Source organism: Qipengyuania sp. Mu-71, assembly GCF_036867055.1.
GTDB lineage: Bacteria > Pseudomonadota > Alphaproteobacteria > Sphingomonadales > Sphingomonadaceae > Qipengyuania > Qipengyuania profunda.
In genome coordinates this window covers 406,451-420,655 of the sequence record NZ_JBAJHR010000001.1, presented here as the reverse complement: position 1 = coordinate 420,655, position 14,205 = coordinate 406,451, and the positions used below count along the sequence as shown (strand labels likewise).

At 64.3% G+C, this 14,205-nt stretch carries 13 protein-coding genes and 1 tRNA gene; 3 read left to right on the top strand and 11 right to left on the bottom strand.

Translation table 11 applies throughout. The features are described from left to right. Positions 1–10 precede the first annotated feature (10 nt). Both V6B15_RS02015 and V6B15_RS02010 read left to right on the top strand, forming a co-directional pair. On the top strand, positions 11–628 hold the full coding sequence (locus V6B15_RS02015) for a riboflavin synthase (RefSeq protein WP_334199836.1): 618 nt from the start codon (positions 11–13) through the stop codon (positions 626–628). Between the two features lie 20 nt (positions 629–648). Next, a complete protein-coding gene (locus V6B15_RS02010) occupies positions 649–1,236 on the top strand; it encodes a sulfite oxidase heme-binding subunit YedZ (protein ID WP_334199835.1) in 588 nt (195 codons plus the stop codon). Here the strand turns inward: V6B15_RS02010 and V6B15_RS02005 are convergent. The 4 genes from V6B15_RS02005 to V6B15_RS01990 all read right to left on the bottom strand — a co-directional run bounded on the left by V6B15_RS02005 (position 1,221) and on the right by V6B15_RS01990 (position 4,635). After that, entirely contained in the window at positions 1,221–1,730 is a 510-nt protein-coding gene (locus V6B15_RS02005) for a hypothetical protein (RefSeq protein WP_334199834.1), read from the bottom strand. The genes V6B15_RS02010 and V6B15_RS02005 overlap by 16 nt on opposite strands. A gap of 247 nt (positions 1,731–1,977) precedes the next feature. Continuing rightward, positions 1,978–2,517, bottom strand: a complete 540-nt coding sequence (locus V6B15_RS02000; RefSeq protein ID WP_334199833.1) for a GNAT family N-acetyltransferase — start codon at positions 2,515–2,517, stop codon at positions 1,978–1,980. Continuing rightward, complete coding sequence (locus V6B15_RS01995) at positions 2,518–3,699, bottom strand: amino acid aminotransferase (RefSeq protein ID WP_334199832.1); 1,182 nt, start codon at positions 3,697–3,699, stop codon at positions 2,518–2,520. A gap of 111 nt (positions 3,700–3,810) precedes the next feature. Continuing rightward, entirely contained in the window at positions 3,811–4,635 is an 825-nt protein-coding gene (locus V6B15_RS01990; protein ID WP_442968993.1) for a DUF1134 domain-containing protein, read from the bottom strand. Between the two features lie 231 nt (positions 4,636–4,866). Between V6B15_RS01990 and V6B15_RS01985 the strand changes: the two genes are divergently transcribed. Further along, positions 4,867–4,958 (top strand) — tRNA-Ser (locus V6B15_RS01985). 65 nt (positions 4,959–5,023) lie between these two features. Here the strand turns inward: V6B15_RS01985 and V6B15_RS01980 are convergent. The 7 genes from V6B15_RS01980 to V6B15_RS01950 all read right to left on the bottom strand — a co-directional run bounded on the left by V6B15_RS01980 (position 5,024) and on the right by V6B15_RS01950 (position 13,840). Further along, on the bottom strand, positions 5,024–5,326 hold the full coding sequence (locus V6B15_RS01980; protein WP_334199831.1) for a hypothetical protein: 303 nt from the start codon (positions 5,324–5,326) through the stop codon (positions 5,024–5,026). Continuing rightward, positions 5,316–5,630 (bottom strand): hypothetical protein, encoded by a 315-nt coding sequence (locus V6B15_RS15025; RefSeq protein WP_442969020.1) that lies wholly within the window; start codon positions 5,628–5,630, stop codon positions 5,316–5,318. The genes V6B15_RS01980 and V6B15_RS15025 overlap by 11 nt, the downstream gene beginning before the upstream one ends. A 1,765-nt stretch (positions 5,631–7,395) precedes the next feature. After that, positions 7,396–8,007, bottom strand: a complete 612-nt coding sequence (locus V6B15_RS01970) for a hypothetical protein (protein WP_334199829.1) — start codon at positions 8,005–8,007, stop codon at positions 7,396–7,398. Between the two features lie 4 nt (positions 8,008–8,011). Further along, positions 8,012–8,530 carry a hypothetical protein gene (locus tag V6B15_RS01965; RefSeq protein WP_334199828.1) on the bottom strand — a complete coding sequence of 173 codons (519 nt, stop codon included), beginning with the start codon at positions 8,528–8,530 and terminating at the stop codon, positions 8,012–8,014. 17 nt (positions 8,531–8,547) lie between these two features. After that, positions 8,548–11,349, bottom strand: coding sequence for a UPF0182 family protein (locus tag V6B15_RS01960; protein WP_334199827.1), 2,802 nt, complete (start codon positions 11,347–11,349; stop codon positions 8,548–8,550). After that, a complete protein-coding gene (locus V6B15_RS01955) occupies positions 11,346–12,689 on the bottom strand; it encodes a DUF2254 domain-containing protein (RefSeq protein WP_334199826.1) in 1,344 nt (447 codons plus the stop codon). Before V6B15_RS01955 ends, V6B15_RS01960 begins: the two co-directional genes overlap by 4 nt. Further along, on the bottom strand, positions 12,686–13,840 hold the full coding sequence (locus V6B15_RS01950; protein WP_334199825.1) for a hypothetical protein: 1,155 nt from the start codon (positions 13,838–13,840) through the stop codon (positions 12,686–12,688). The genes V6B15_RS01955 and V6B15_RS01950 overlap by 4 nt, the downstream gene beginning before the upstream one ends. Positions 13,841–14,205: the final 365 nt, after the last annotated feature.

Sequence of the window (14,205 nt, the reverse complement as noted above, 5' to 3'; positions counted from 1 at the left end):
AGGAGCACACATGTTCACCGGAATCGTCACCGCCATCGGCACCATCAGCGCAGTCGCGGACAAGGGCGACTTGCGCGTCACCATTGCCTGCCCGTGGGCCCCGGCGGGGATCGATATCGGTGCCTCGATCGCGTGCTCGGGCGTCTGCCTGACCGTGGTCGAGAAAGGCGGGCAGGAGGGCGATGCGTGGTTCGCGGTCGATGTCTCGGGCGAGACCGTCAGCCGCACCGCGCAGGACCAGTGGCGCGCAGATCGGCGGCTTAACCTCGAACCCGCGCTGCGCCTGGGCGACGAATTGGGCGGGCACCTCGTTACCGGGCATGTCGATGCGGTCGGGCGGGTGGCGCTGGCCGAGGATATCGGCGGCTCGACCCGGCTCGAAATCCTCGCGGGCGCGGATATTGCGCCCTTCGTCGCTGAAAAAGGCTCGATCACGGTCGACGGGGTTTCGCTAACGGTCAATACGGTCGAGGACGAACCCAGCGGCGAGGTCCGCTTCGCGCTCAACATCATCCCGCATACCGGCGAAGTGACCACGCTCGGCGACCTGTCCGAAGGCGATACGGTCAATCTCGAGATCGACGTTCTGGCGCGCTATCTCAAGCGAATGCAGAGCCTCGCCGGCTGACAGGCGCGGCGATTTCCCCAGTGCTATCGACCCTCAAGCGATCGCGCCCGATGCTGTGGCTGGTGCTGGCGCTGCCCGCGCTGTGGATCGGGCTGCGCTGGTCGACCACGCCCGACCAATATGGCTATGGTCATGCGATCGGTGATAGCGGCGACTGGGCCGCATGGCTGCTGATGGCGACGCTCGCGGTCACACCGTTGCGGCTGGCGTTCCGGCGCAGCGGCTGGACCCTGTGGCTGATGCGCCGGCGGCGCGATATCGGCGTGGCCAGCTTCGCCTATGCCGCGCTGCACACTGCGATCTATGTCGTGCGCAAGGGTTCGCCCGAATATGTGCTGGCGGAATTCACCACCCCCTACATGCTGGCAGGCTGGGCGGCGCTGGCGCTGTTCGTGCCGCTGGCGCTGACCTCGAACGATTTTTCGGTGCGGATGATGAAGCGCGGCTGGAAGCGCCTGCACCGGCTGGTCTATCCGGCGGCGATCCTCACCTTCCTGCACTGGGTATGGTCGGCTTTCGACCCGACCACGGCCTGGATCCACACCGGGATCCTGGCCGCGATCGAGATCGTCAGGATTGCGCTACAGCGCGCTCAGAGAGTGACGTAGTTCTTGAACCGTTCGACTTCGGCTTCGTCGACATACTTGCCGATCTCGCGATCGAACACGCCCATGTCGGCATAGGGACGGTATTCTTCGAATTCATGGACCATCTTGTCGGTCATGCCGGGGATGAGACGAATCTCTTCCTCGGTGCCGCTGTTGAGGTTCACCGGCACGAAGACATTGGTGAGAACGGCCGCAGCTTCTTCGGCGCTCAGCGTTTCGAGCAGCTTGGTGTTGAGATCGGTCACGCTGGCATAGGGCTGGCCAGCCGCGATCGCGGCAGCCAGTTCCTCGCTCACGCCTTCCACGCCGGCAAGCTGTTCGGCAGTCGCGGTGTTGGCATCCAGCACTGCGGCGGTTTCGGCGGCAGCGGCATCGTCGATGGTTTCGACTTCGGCGGTGTCGGCCGGCTCTGCCGTTTCTTCGGCAGCGCCCGAGCAGGCGGCGAGAGTGAGCATGGTGCCCGAAAGGGCGGCGGCAAGTACCAGCTTACGCATAGGGTGATTCCTCCTTTTGAGAAGCGCTCGCAATAACCGCGCTATCGGCGAATGAAAAGCGAAGCGTGCCGATTTTCCTACTCGGGCGAATTCTGCTCGAACCCGCAGGATGCCGCAGCCGTCTCGCCCCTGCCGTTTTGCCCGTTGCGCAAGCCCCGCTGCAGCCCGGCGTTTTCTTCGCCTGGACCGTGTAACATGCGGTCCATGTGACAGGACTTGCCCGCGGCAGTCCTACACCTGTCCTACATCAGCTCAGCGGGCCAGCCGCGAAGCCGTCGCGGTCGATCTCGTAGACCAGATGGACCACGCGCTTGCCCTGGTACTTTTCCAGTTCATAGCGCTCGGTGCGCACCGCGCCGATGGCTTCCAGCGCATTGCGCGAACGGTAATTGGTATCGCCCACGCGGAACTCGACCAGCGCGACATGTTCGAAGGCATGAGCCAGCATGGCACGCTTCATCTCGGGATTGATGCCCTTGCCCCACCAGCGCGGCGCGAGGAAGGTCCAGCCGATCTCGACCACCCCGCCCTCATCCGCATCGTATTTGTCGAAGCGGGTGGAACCCATCACGCCATCATCGCGCTTGTCGACCACTGCCAGCGCGCCGCCGCTCGCCAGCCCTTCGTCGAAGAAGGTGTCGAACACTTCGCGCCGCCAGCGGTCATGGATCGGGTGCTGTTCCCAGACCGCGGGATCGGAGGCGATTTCGTAGAGCGCCTCGCGGTCGACCTCGGCGAGCGGACGCAGCACCAGCCGCTCGGTTTCGAGAGTCGGCTGGCGGTCCATTTACGCGTTCGTGACGTCCGCCAGTGCGGCGATGAAGCGGGGCGTGTTGCCTTCGTGCAGACCGGCCACGTTGATGCGGCCCGAACCGGCCATGTAGATGCCGTGCTCCTCGCGCAGTTGCGCAATCTGCTCGCGCGACAGGGGGAGCATGGCGAACAGGCCGTTCTGCTGCCCCAGCGCGGCAAGGTTGAGGCTGGGCACTTCGTTATCCGCGGCAGCGAGCCGCTCGCGGACGCGGCGCATGCGCGCGCGCATCTCGCCCAGTTCGTCGAGCCACTGGCTGGTCAGTTCCTCGTCGCGCAGCACCGTGCGCACCGCCGCGCCGCCATGATCGGGCGGCATCGACCAATTGGCCCGCGCCAGCGCATTGGCGTTGGATACGATCGCGGGCAGGTCGGCCGCGCTGCGCGCAATCATGTAGAAGGCACCCACGCGGTCGCGGTAGAGACCGAAATTCTTGTCGCAGCTATAGGCGACCAGCGCCTCGGGCACCTTGGCGAGCACCTGACGCACGCCGGCGATGTCTTCATCGAGCCCCTGCCCCAGCCCGTGATAGGCGACATCGAGGATCGGCAGGACGCCGCTTTCGACAAAGGCATCGGCGATCCGGCCCCACTGCTCCTGCGTGTAATCGACCCCGGTGGGGTTGTGGCAGCAGCCATGCAGCAGGACTGCATCGGTCGCGCGCGCATTGCCGATCGCCTCGAGCAGCGCGTCGATATCGGCGGTGCCATCGGCATTGGCATGGTGGAAGGTGGTGGTCTCGACCCCGACGTCCTGCAGGATCTGCGCATGGTTGGGCCAGCTCGGCACACCGAGATGGATGCGCGTCACCCCCGCCGCCTTGGCCAGCGCTACCGCCAGCCGCACCGCGCCGGTGCCGCCCGGGGTCTGCATGCCTTCGAGCCGCCCGCCCATCGTGGCGTCCTTCCCGAAGATATAGGGCTTGAGCGCATCGACGAAGCCGGTGTCGCCCTCGGGCCCCAGATAGCTCTTGGAATCCTGCGTATCGACCAGCCGCTGTTCCGCCGCCTTGATCGAACGGAAGACCGGCGTCGCGCCGTCATTGGTGCGATAGACGCCCACGCCGAGGTCGATCTTGTCCTCGCGCGCGTCCTGCGCATGCATCTTGATGAGCGCGAGCAGCGCGTCGGGAGACTGGGCTTCGAGTTGGTCAAGCATGCGCGCCTCATCGCCCGATATGCCAAGGGCCGCAACAGGAAATCCCGTCGCGGCCCCGTGCCTGCGCGAATTATGGTTGGGCGATCCGAAGGGCGGCTTGTTTGCCCTTGCTCAGAAGGGCAGCCAGCGGTGCTCCTTGGAGAACTTCATATAGCCTGCATTGATGCCGAGACGCAGTCCCGCGCCCATCCGGATCGGGATCAGCACGACATCGCCCTTGCGCAGATAACTCGCGGTGAGCCCGCCGATGACATAGGCCTGACCCTCGCCCGCCGGATAGCGCTCGTACAGCTCTTCGGTATCGTAGAGGTTGTAGACCAGCACGAAGGTGCTGCCGGCATTGGCCCCGGCGTCGAGCCCGATCGAGGGACCCGTCCAGTACACCGGCAATTCGCCTTCGATCTTGTGGTAGAGCGTGCCCGAGCCATAACGCGCGCCGACGATAAAGGCCCCGCCTGCCTCGCGGCCGACGATATAGCCATTGGGTTCGCCCTGCTTGTCCAGCAGGCCGCGGATCATCTTGGCCACGCCTTCGGCGCCCTTGCCGAACACGCCTTCGGCCGCGCCGATGAGATCATCTTCCCGATAGGTCGTCGTGGGATCGTCGACCACCGCGCCGTCGACTGCATCGCCGGCGGCCGCTTCGGCCGCCTGCTCGGACCATTGCGGTTGCCCGGTATCGGTCTGGACCGGATCGGCTTGCGCCGGGTCGGTCCAGGCCGGATCGGTCCCGTCGGTGGACGGGGGCGGCGCATAGCTGGGCGTGGTCCCAGTCTCGCCATAGACCGGCTGGTCGCCCGGCTGCTCGACCAGATCGCCGTCGATCGCGCTGTCGGGGTCGATCGTTTCGACCTGCGCGGCGAGCGGGCCCGCCGCCATCCCGAAGGCGGCGAGCGCCATGCCAAGATGCGGCCATATGCGTGTAAATTTGGTCATCGATCCCTCCGTGTCGGCGGCGCGTGCGCAGATAGCTGCGCGGTGAGAAGAATCCTCTTAGAGCGGCGCGGCAATGAAACGGCGATGAACCGAATCGGAAATGCGGCGAACCGAGTCGCTGCAGGGGTTGGGCCGTTGTCTGCACCGGTATGCAAAACTCCGCTTGAAGGCCCGCAAAGCCATGGCTATAGCGCGCCCCTCGCAGCGGGCATGCCCGATCCTGCGACATGCGGAGACGTGGGTGAGTGGCTGAAACCAGCTCCCTGCTAAGGAGCCATACCTGGTAACGGGTATCGAGGGTTCGAATCCCTCCGTCTCCGCCACTTGTCCTTCAGCCGCGGAATTGCCGAGCGGGCTGAGCTCGGTGCGCGCCCCCCGGAACGGTGCTTTAGCCAGCGGGCTCGTCACATGGCCTGCCCGCTTCGCGCTCCCCACTTTCGAGAGGCATCTTCGGCTCGGGATAGGGTAGATCGAGAACAGTCTGTGCGTTCGACCCGCGGTGGCGGACGATCAGGCGCAGTTCGTCTTCGGCGAGAGCGAAGGTGATCGTCGCACTGCGGGTGACCAGCATACCTTCGCGCGCCGCACCGGCATCGCTGCAATAGCCGCTCGTACAGCTGCCGCAATCGATACCCCCTGCCGGCCCCGCTGCGAGTACGCTTGCGCCGATCAGCCAGAGGCTAGTCTGCATGACGGGTCTCGCCGCCGTTCTGGACCACCGTAAAACCGCCCCCGCCCTCGGACGGGCCCGAATAGGTGATCCGCAGGCTGTTGTTGTCGCCGTTCTGGGTGATGCTGACATCGTAGCCGGTACCCGACTGAGTCACCTCGACCGCGTTTCCCGAACCTTGCTGCGTCACGCTGGCCCCCAGTTCGCTGCCGCGCTGCTCCCAGGTGATCGTGTTTTCGTCACCCTGTTGCTTGAGGTCGGCCTGAATGTTGCCACTGCCCTGAGCGCTCTGGGTCAGCCGCAGCGTGTTGAGATCACCGGCCATCTGGACGTTGGCGGTAATGCCGTTCGCAGCGCCCGACTGGTCGATCTCCCCGTGATTTTCGCGCCCCGACTGGGCCAGCGACGCGCTGCGCCCGGTCCCGCCACCCGCTTGCGCGATCGCTGCGGTATTCTGCACTCCCCCGCCCTGGTCGATATCGGCCTCGACAGTTCCCGCCTGGGGCTGGGCATTGGCCTGCTCGATCGTCGCCTTGTTATTGGGTGACGTCTGGTCGATTGCCCCGATCGAGCCGCCGGTGTCCTGCAGGATCCGGGCCAGGTTATTGTCGGTTCCGCTACCGGCCTTGATGGACGCTTCACCTGCGGTACCCATGCCTTGCTGGCTGATTTCGCCTTCGTTGGCATTGCCGTTCTGGTCGATCTGGGCTTTCAGTGCTGGCCCGTTCTGGACAATCGTCGCGCGCACCCGTCCCCCCGGCTGCGTGACGCTGGCATTGCTCCCGGTACCTCCTGCGCTGCGCTCTTGCTGAACCATGGCCCGGTTGGCGCTGCCACCTTGGTCTATATCGACGGCGTCCGTCCCCGAACCGGCATCGACCACCTGCTCGACCGTCGCTTCGTTCTCGTCGGTATCGTCGGTTGATTGGTCGATCCCGGCGACACTGCCCCCGCCCGAACCGCGCTGCCGCACGATAGCGCTATGTGTGCTGCCCGTCTGATCGATGTCGGCCGCATTGTTGCCGCCCGAACCGCTCTGCTCGATCAGCCCCTTCAGGCTTACGGATCCCGCACCGGCCTGATCGATCTGCGCCTTGTTGCGCGGCGAGTTGTCCTGCCGCACCACGGCGCTGCCATCGGTTCCGTTCTGATCGATTGTAGTAACATTCCCGGCCTTGCCTTGCTGAACGAGTGCCACCTGCGAATTCTCCCCGGCTTGCGCCACGCTCGCTTCATGCCCGCCGTCATCGCCATGCTGGGCAATATCGATGTCATTGCTGCTGCCATCGATATCGACATCGGCTGCATTCCCCCGGCCCCTACCGGTCTGGACCAGAACTGCGCGGCTGCCGGTGCCGTTCTTGATCGCAATCGATGCCTTCGAGCCAGGCTGTGCCTGGCGCACCAAGCCCGTGCTGCCTCCGCCCTGCGACAGGGTTACGTCGGCCAATGTGCTGCTCGCATCCTGGACGATTTCGCTGCGATGGTCGTGTCCGGCGAGCGTATGGGTCTGCTCCGCACCGCTGGCGCTGCCATCGGCATTGCCGCGCTGGATCCCCACCGCAAAATTTGCGTCGCCCTGAAGTCGCATGTCGACCACGCCCTTGTCGCCGCGCTGATCGATATAGGCGGTGCTGGCTGTGGCCGGGGCGCTATCGTTGCCAAGGCTGATCGTGGCCGAGGATCCATCCGCCCCGTCGCCGATGGCATCTCTCTGCCGGATAGCCGCGGCATTATCGACCCCGAAATAGGTGATCCGCGCCGTCGCCCCGCGCGCCTTCTGGAAGATGCCGCGGGCCGGGTCGGGCTGTAGCTGCCGGCCGGTGAACAGCTCGATCGCCGTCACTTCGCCCAACGTACCCGACTGGTCGGAGCGCTGGACGATTTCGGCGGTGCTGGTCTCCCGGGTCACGGCGTCGGCCTGTTCGACCAGCGACCCGGAGCCGCTTGCGCCGCCATCCTGCGCAGCTGCGGCTGATGGTGCACCGGCCGCATATCCTGCGCTTAACGCCGATACGGCTGTCGCCGCGGCCAAGGTGTTGAGCTTCTTCATGGTTTCCTCCTTTGCAGTGGGAATCGCGGGCGGGGCCCTAATCCGCGTCGGATCGGTCGGCGGAGCCGGTGTCGTCTTGCTTGGATCCAGTGCGCGGTTCCTTTTCGTCCGTGCCCGGGTCCTCGTTCTCGCCGCCGTCGTCGGCGAACAGATGGGCGTTGAATGGCTGGTCGACCTGCCGCTCCCAGAATTCGAGGCAGAAGGTTTCGAAGCGTCGGCCCAGCTCGAGATGCGCGCGCTCATCCTCCCAGCCCTGCTTGCGGCCGAACAGCTCGTCGACGCGGTCGAATTTCGCGAGCCGCTCGGTACATTTGGCCGCCTGTTCGCGCGCCAGGGCGACCACATCGGCCGGGCCGACAATGCCTGCGAAATACAGCCGCAGCAGGCCCGGTTCGTTCATCGGCTCGCGCATCCAGTTGCGCAGCACGGCTTCGCCTGCGGGGGTCACGATAAACGAATGGCGCTGCCGCCCGATGCTACGTTCCTCTTCCTCATAAAGCAGCCCGGCCGCCGCGAGCCGCGCCATTTCGCTGTAGAAGGGGTCGCGCTCGCGATCGGCATAGGCGTTCCGGTCGTGCCGCCTGACGGTGACCACCAGATAGGCAAGCAGGACGAGGATGCAGGCGATCATCAGGATGATGAGCAGCATGGGGTTACTCCGCTTCGCTCTGGTCGCGGCGCTCGGCCGAATTCTCGTTCGCGACATCGTTCCAGAAGGTCAGGCAGGCACGTTCGAAGCGTATGCCCAGCCGGCTGGCGGCGAGCGCGTAGCGCCACTCGGGCCGGTTCACGAGCAACTGCTCCAGACGTTCGTATTCGGCCTTGCGCGCGGCATGGATGGGGCGCCGGCTGCGGGCCACCTCGAGCGGGTCGCGCCGTTCGACGATCCCGGCGTAATTGCGCATCAGGAAGCCGGGATCGTTGGTCGGTTCGCGCAGCCACGCCCGCAGCCCGGCCTCCCCCGCCGGGGTTACGGTATAGGTATGCGCCTCTTTGCCTTCGTAGTCCTTCTGCGAATACAGCAGGCCGCAATCGACCAGCTCGTCGGGCTCGGCGTAAAACGGCTGGCGATCCTGATCGAAATAGTTGTTGCTGTCATGGCGCCGCAGGGTGGCGACGATCAGGCTGGCCAGGATGACCACGATGACCAGGATGAGGATGATCGTAAGCATGGCTGGGCCTTTCTCGCCTAGTTGCTGCGCGTCGGTTGGGGGGAAGCGGGTGTTTCGGTATCCCCAGCTGCCTGATCGAGCGCGGCGCCTTCGCCCTCGTCTTCGAACAGGGCGGCGACCGCCCCTTTCAGCGTGGGGCGCATGAGCACGCGGTCGCCAAAGACGATGACCACCTGCTTGAGTTCGGGAACGCTGGACAATTGGGCTCCGAGCAGTTCGGACACGCTCGACTTGTCCGCCTGGACGAACAGCGGCTGGACATAGAGCACTGCATTGTCGAGCGGCACGGTCAGCAGCTTGCCGCGCGAGACGCGCGAACCGGACTGCATTCGCAGCGTCATCCATGCCGAGATCCGCGGATCCTGATCGATCCGCGCCTGCGCCTGCGAGGGCCCCACAACCGTCGTGTCCGGAGCGAATTCGTAGGACGTCAGCCGCCCCAACCGGTCGCCGTCGCTGCCCCCGACCAGATAGCCCGACAGGACGTTGCGGCTTTCGGGACTGAACGGCTGGACAATCGCGAATTCGGCGTCGTCCTCGCCGGGAAAGCGGGTCTTCAGCCAATAGGGCCGCAGGTCGGCATTGCGCTGTTCGTGGCCGAGCCGCGCGCGTTCGCGGCGCAGCGAGATGAAATTGGCGTCCTGCGGGATCTGCCAGGCACCCTCCCGCGCATAATAGGCGTCGGGCGCGCGCATGTGATAATCCGCCCAGATCACCGACTGGATCTGGAACTGGTCCTGCGGATAGCGGAAATGTGCCCTGATCTCGGCACTGGCTTCTTCGACCGGTGTGAAAGCATCGGGAAAGGCGCGGCGCCAGGTCTGGAGCAGCTTGTCGTCCGGGTCGGTGACGTACAGCGTCACACTGCCATCATAGGCATCGACGATCGCCTTGACGCTGCCGCGCACGTAGTTCGCGCGCTGCGTGCGCCGTTCCAGCAGCCGGATGAACTCCGCTGGGATGATCCCGGAATCCTCCTGCTTGCCCTGGAAGACCTGCGACAGATCGCCCAGGTTCACCCGCTTGGAATAGGGCATCATGTCGCTGGTCGTGTAACAGTCGATGACCCATTTGATCCTTCCGTCGGCGGCGACCGGATAGGGGTCGGAATCCACTTCGAGGAACGGTGCCACGCGCTTGACCCGGTCGCGCACATTACGGTGGAAGAGGATGCGGCTGTCGTCCCCCAGCAGCGTCGTCAACGCCAGCCGCAGGTCCCAGAACCGGGTGGCGAACAGCAGTCGGGGAACAAGCCCGTCGATCGGAACCCCGCGCCCGCCAGCGTAATCGTGCTTGGCGAAGCTGCGCCCTTCCTGCGGCCGGTCGAGTTCGATCGTCTTGGTCCCGACGATCGAGAAATCGGGCGAATTTTCGCCGAAATAGACCTGCGGATAGCGTACGAACAGCGGCCCCATCCCGGCGCTGGGCGCATCGCCCGAGAGGAATTTCGGCAGGCCTGCCGGAGTCGATTCGACCGCCGATGCCGACACGAGACCGTAGCCATGCGTGTAGATCATCCGTTCGGATTGCCAGCGCCGCGAATGCTCGGGCAGATTCTCGGTATTGACCTCGCGCGCCGCGATCATGACCGGCTGCAATTCGCCGTCGATGCGGTAACGATCGACATCGATGTCGGTGAAGTCGAAATAGGCCCGGAACGCCTGCAATTCGCGGAAATTGATCAGCAGCGTGGCCGGATCCCACAGCCGGAGGGATTCAAGCAGGCGCCGGTCGCCTGCGATTGCCTGCAGATCGCCCGTTTCGGCAATCGACGCGGTGCGGCGTTCGACCTGGTCGAGCGCGAAGCCGTAGCGGGTGAATTGGAGATGGTCCTCGATATAGGGCCGCTCGCGTTCGAGCTCCTGCGGTTCGACGATGATCAGCTGGAACAGGTTGGGATAGAACCGCACGATCGAGAGGCCGACGAGGATCAGGTACACGATGATCGCAGTCGGGATGATGTAGCCGGGGCGGCGGATGTTGACCTGGAACATCACGAAGCCGGCAACCACTGCCGCGGCGACGAATTTGTAGGCGAGCAGGCTGGCGTTGGAATCGGTGAACCCCAGCCCGGTCACTACGCCGCGCTCGGAATAGCTGAGCAAGTGCAATTGCAGCAGCATCCCCCACCCCAGCAGCGCCATCAATGCGAAGACGAGCGCCGACAAATGCAGATTGACCTGGAACGGCAGCATCGAGTTGGGGGCCTGCGGCCGGATGCCGCCGAACACATAGCTGGTCAGCGCGGTCAGCAGCAGCACCACCAGCACGCAGACGAAAAGCCAGTGATTGATCGCCACATGCAGCGACAGCTCGAACATGAAGTAGCTGAGGTCGCGCCCGAACTGCGGATCGTTACGCCCCCACTGTTCGCCATTCGCCCACAGGATGTAGTCCTGCCAGTGCGGATAGGTCTGCAGCGCGAGCAGCAGGCCGCAGATCAGCGCGATGGTGAGCACGATAGGCCGGAAATAGGGTTCGGCCGTGCGCCGCCAGCTGTCCACGCGCCGCTCGTCTGCGGAAATGATCCGGTCGACCCGCGCCAGCTTGTGCGCCAGCAGCATGTTGCCCGCGACCATTGCCGCCATGAACAGGAACGGCACCACCCCCATCCAGATCTTGGTCTTCACGATGGTCAGATAGACATCGAGATAGCCGATATCGTCGAACCACAGGACCTCGGTGTAGAAACGGGCGGAGAAGATGACCGCGAGCAGGAAAGCGGCCAGCCCCACGATCCAGTAGAACAGCGTGCTGGTCACACCGCCGAGCAGGAAGAACGTCGCCGCGCGGACCTTGGTGGAAGGGCGCAGGGTCATGACAGCTGCGGCGGCTTTCCCGCCAGCGCGACTTCGACCGAATGCGCGGCGCGGAAGATCTTGTCGAGGTCGGCCTGTTCTTCGACGGCGCGTATGGCAGCCCGCTTCACCAGTTCGATCTGCGCGGCGATCCGCTCGCGCTGCTCGGCGCGATGCGCGGCGGCGCGGCCGACATCCTCGAGCATTTCGCACAGGCGCAGCATGACCGCCATGTCGCCCGGGCAGGTGTTCCTGAGCGGGGTGACGACCATGTCGAGATAGTCGCCGAAAGACCGCCGCGGCACTGCAACCCGCACGATCCCATCGTCATCCTTGATCAGCCGGTCTCCCAGCCGGTGCTTGGACAACTGGACGAGCACGATTTCCGCCGAGCGGATCGATGCACGAGCAGTGGTGGGATCGTTGATTGCGCTCGAAACCGCGCGCAGGGCGATATCAACCAATTGGGTCAGCCCGAAGGCGACATCCGCCTGGACGCTGCGCTCATGCCCGAGTTGCAACGACCGGATTACGCGCTTGCGCAAATCGCCCGTGGGATCGGGCTGCTCCCGTTCGGGATCCCGCGTCCACACCCACGCCAGCGCGGTATCCATCACCGCCTGATCGCCGAGCAGATAGGTGTATTCGATAACGAGGTCCTCTTTCTGCGCATAGCGCAGCAGGAGCCGGGGATTGATCCGCTGGATGATGCCCGAAGCCGGCGCGAGGACCGGCACCGCATGTGCCGGGATGTCGGGCAGTTCAGGTTTGGGGTCGTCGTCGGTGAGCGCTTCGTAATTGGCGGAAATCGACGCGACGGTGTGCTCTTCGACCTGCCGCAGCACTTGCTCGATCCGGACCGCGTGGACGATGTGGTGAATGAAATAAACGAAGGCGACGACACTCGCGAGCGCGAAGAGGAACGCCAGCGTCACCGCGAATTGCGGGACGAACCCCTCCTCCTCGTGGATCGAGCGGAGCACCGTGAGGCTGTAGACGAAGGTAAAGATGAACACCGCCATCACGAACTGCGTGGCGCGGTCGCGGATGAATTGCCGCGGGACTCGCGGGGAATATTGCGCTGCCGCGACCTGCAGCGCCACGATCGTCACCGAGAAGGCGATCGTGACCACGGTCAGCGACGTGGTCGCCACGATCTCGACCAGATTGCGCGCTCCCACCGGGCCGCCCGTGGTAAGCACGCCGCCAAGGCTTGCGGAAGTGGTGAAGTCCAGCCGCGCGACCGATGCCGCAGTGGCGATCGCCCCGAAAATCGCCAGCATGGGCGCAATCCAGAACGCGCGATGGACCCGCATCCGCAGCCGCCCCAGAATGGCCGAATAGTTGATCGGTATTCTCATGGCTGCGCTCGCCGGGCGTGCAGCGCCTGGGGACGTTGCTTGGGCCCGCGGTTGAGCAGGGCCGCCAGATAGGACGATCGCCGCGGGCGCAGGTCTTCGTCATAGCCGAGATCGTGGCTCACCGCCGCGACGAACGCGCGGGTCTGCCGATCGGCAAGGAACCAGTTGCGATAGCGGGTATAGGCATCGCCGGGACGACCGTTCGCGTCGGCGACGTCACCCAGCGCGTGGCATATTTCGCGGTAACGCATGACCGATGGCGCGCCCTGCAGAGTGTCGCTGCGCATCGTGATTTCGAATTCGGCGCGCGACACCGGCTGCGGTGTCGGCCCCACGGGCATCGGCACATAGGCTTCGCGCAGATCGCCCACCAGGTCGCTCATTCCCGCGGTCAGCGCGCGCAAGGCCGGGCTGGTATCGGACCGCGACGGCGATGGCAGGCAGTGGGTGAGCCCGTCAGCGATCCGGCCAAGCGCCTGCAGGGTCTTCGGCAGGCTGCGCCCGCGTTCCTGGGGCCGGTAGAAATAGACGATCGGATACCGGGCCAGGCCCTGGTGCATGCCGATCAGCCCGTCATGCAACCGCTCGAGCCAGCGTTCGAGCCCGTCGATATCCTCGGCGACATAACGCTCGGCGACGATTTCCAGCGGATCGTCGCGGCCGTCCATGCGGTGGTGGAGATCGGCGACCACCCGGTCGTAATCGAGTATCCGCCGGTGCACGCTGAGGAAGTAGGTGATCGAGAAAGTGAGCAGCACGCTACCGAGCAGCGCCTCGAGCGCCACTGCGACCGAATAGGCCATGTTCGACGGGCTGATTTCGACGAAACCGATCGTCGAAAGCGTGACCCAGCTGAGCCGGAAAGCAGCAGCGAGGCTCGGCTGCGACCCGCCCCCGGTGATGAAATCCCCGACCGACAGGCCGCCGAAGAAGATCAGCGCAAAGCCGGTCACGATCCCGCTGACCCACAGGACGATCATCAGCGCGATCATCAGCGGTGCGGCCATGCTCAGCGCGCGCTGCGCGACCGGATAGGGCAGTAGTTTCGCGCAGTGGCGGCCTACCCACCAAAACAGCCGGTAGGCGTGCGTTGAGAACAGGCTGCGCCCATTTGCGTCGAGCACGGTGAGCAATGCGTCTAGCACTGTCACTGCGAGTATCAATATGCCGATAACGGAAGCGAGCATTGGTTGGCGGTAACCTCCAACACCCGATTAGAGAGCAGACTATATCGAAAGGTTTTACATTCTTCGCTTCGACAAGACGTAAAAAAGTATACTCAAGATATTTATTACGTTAATCAATATCTTGAGTATTGATCTACATTTGTATATTAATAATAGAGTGCTAAGGCGAGTAAATACACCGCTTCTCTATATTGTATATAGTCAGAGATTATGCACTATATTTGAGATTCGCCAGGCGGGTTTTCATGGTCAATCGCACTGGAAACCATCTTTGGTCTTTGCAATGAGGACGCTCAAAGATTTTTTAGACCTCGAAGTAGCCACCGAAC

Excerpts from the sequence above, each read along its gene's own strand:
- V6B15_RS01995 (WP_334199832.1), bottom strand. The coding sequence starts at position 3,699 with ATGCTTGACCAACTCGAAGCCCAGTCTCCCGACGCGCTGCTCGCGCTC.
- V6B15_RS02000 (WP_334199833.1), bottom strand. The coding sequence starts at position 2,517 with ATGGACCGCCAGCCGACTCTCGAAACCGAGCGGCTGGTGCTGCGTCCG.
- V6B15_RS01990 (WP_442968993.1), bottom strand. The coding sequence starts at position 4,635 with ATGACCAAATTTACACGCATATGGCCGCATCTTGGCATGGCGCTCGCC.
- V6B15_RS02005 (WP_334199834.1), bottom strand. The coding sequence starts at position 1,730 with ATGCGTAAGCTGGTACTTGCCGCCGCCCTTTCGGGCACCATGCTCACT.
- V6B15_RS01955 (WP_334199826.1), bottom strand. The coding sequence starts at position 12,689 with ATGAGAATACCGATCAACTATTCGGCCATTCTGGGGCGGCTGCGGATG.
- V6B15_RS01960 (WP_334199827.1), bottom strand. The coding sequence starts at position 11,349 with ATGACCCTGCGCCCTTCCACCAAGGTCCGCGCGGCGACGTTCTTCCTG.
- V6B15_RS15025 (WP_442969020.1), bottom strand. The coding sequence starts at position 5,630 with ATGGCCGGTGATCTCAACACGCTGCGGCTGACCCAGAGCGCTCAGGGC.
- V6B15_RS01970 (WP_334199829.1), bottom strand. The coding sequence starts at position 8,007 with ATGCTGCTCATCATCCTGATGATCGCCTGCATCCTCGTCCTGCTTGCC.
- V6B15_RS01965 (WP_334199828.1), bottom strand. The coding sequence starts at position 8,530 with ATGCTTACGATCATCCTCATCCTGGTCATCGTGGTCATCCTGGCCAGC.
- V6B15_RS02015 (WP_334199836.1), top strand. The coding sequence starts at position 11 with ATGTTCACCGGAATCGTCACCGCCATCGGCACCATCAGCGCAGTCGCG.
- V6B15_RS01980 (WP_334199831.1), bottom strand. The coding sequence starts at position 5,326 with ATGCAGACTAGCCTCTGGCTGATCGGCGCAAGCGTACTCGCAGCGGGG.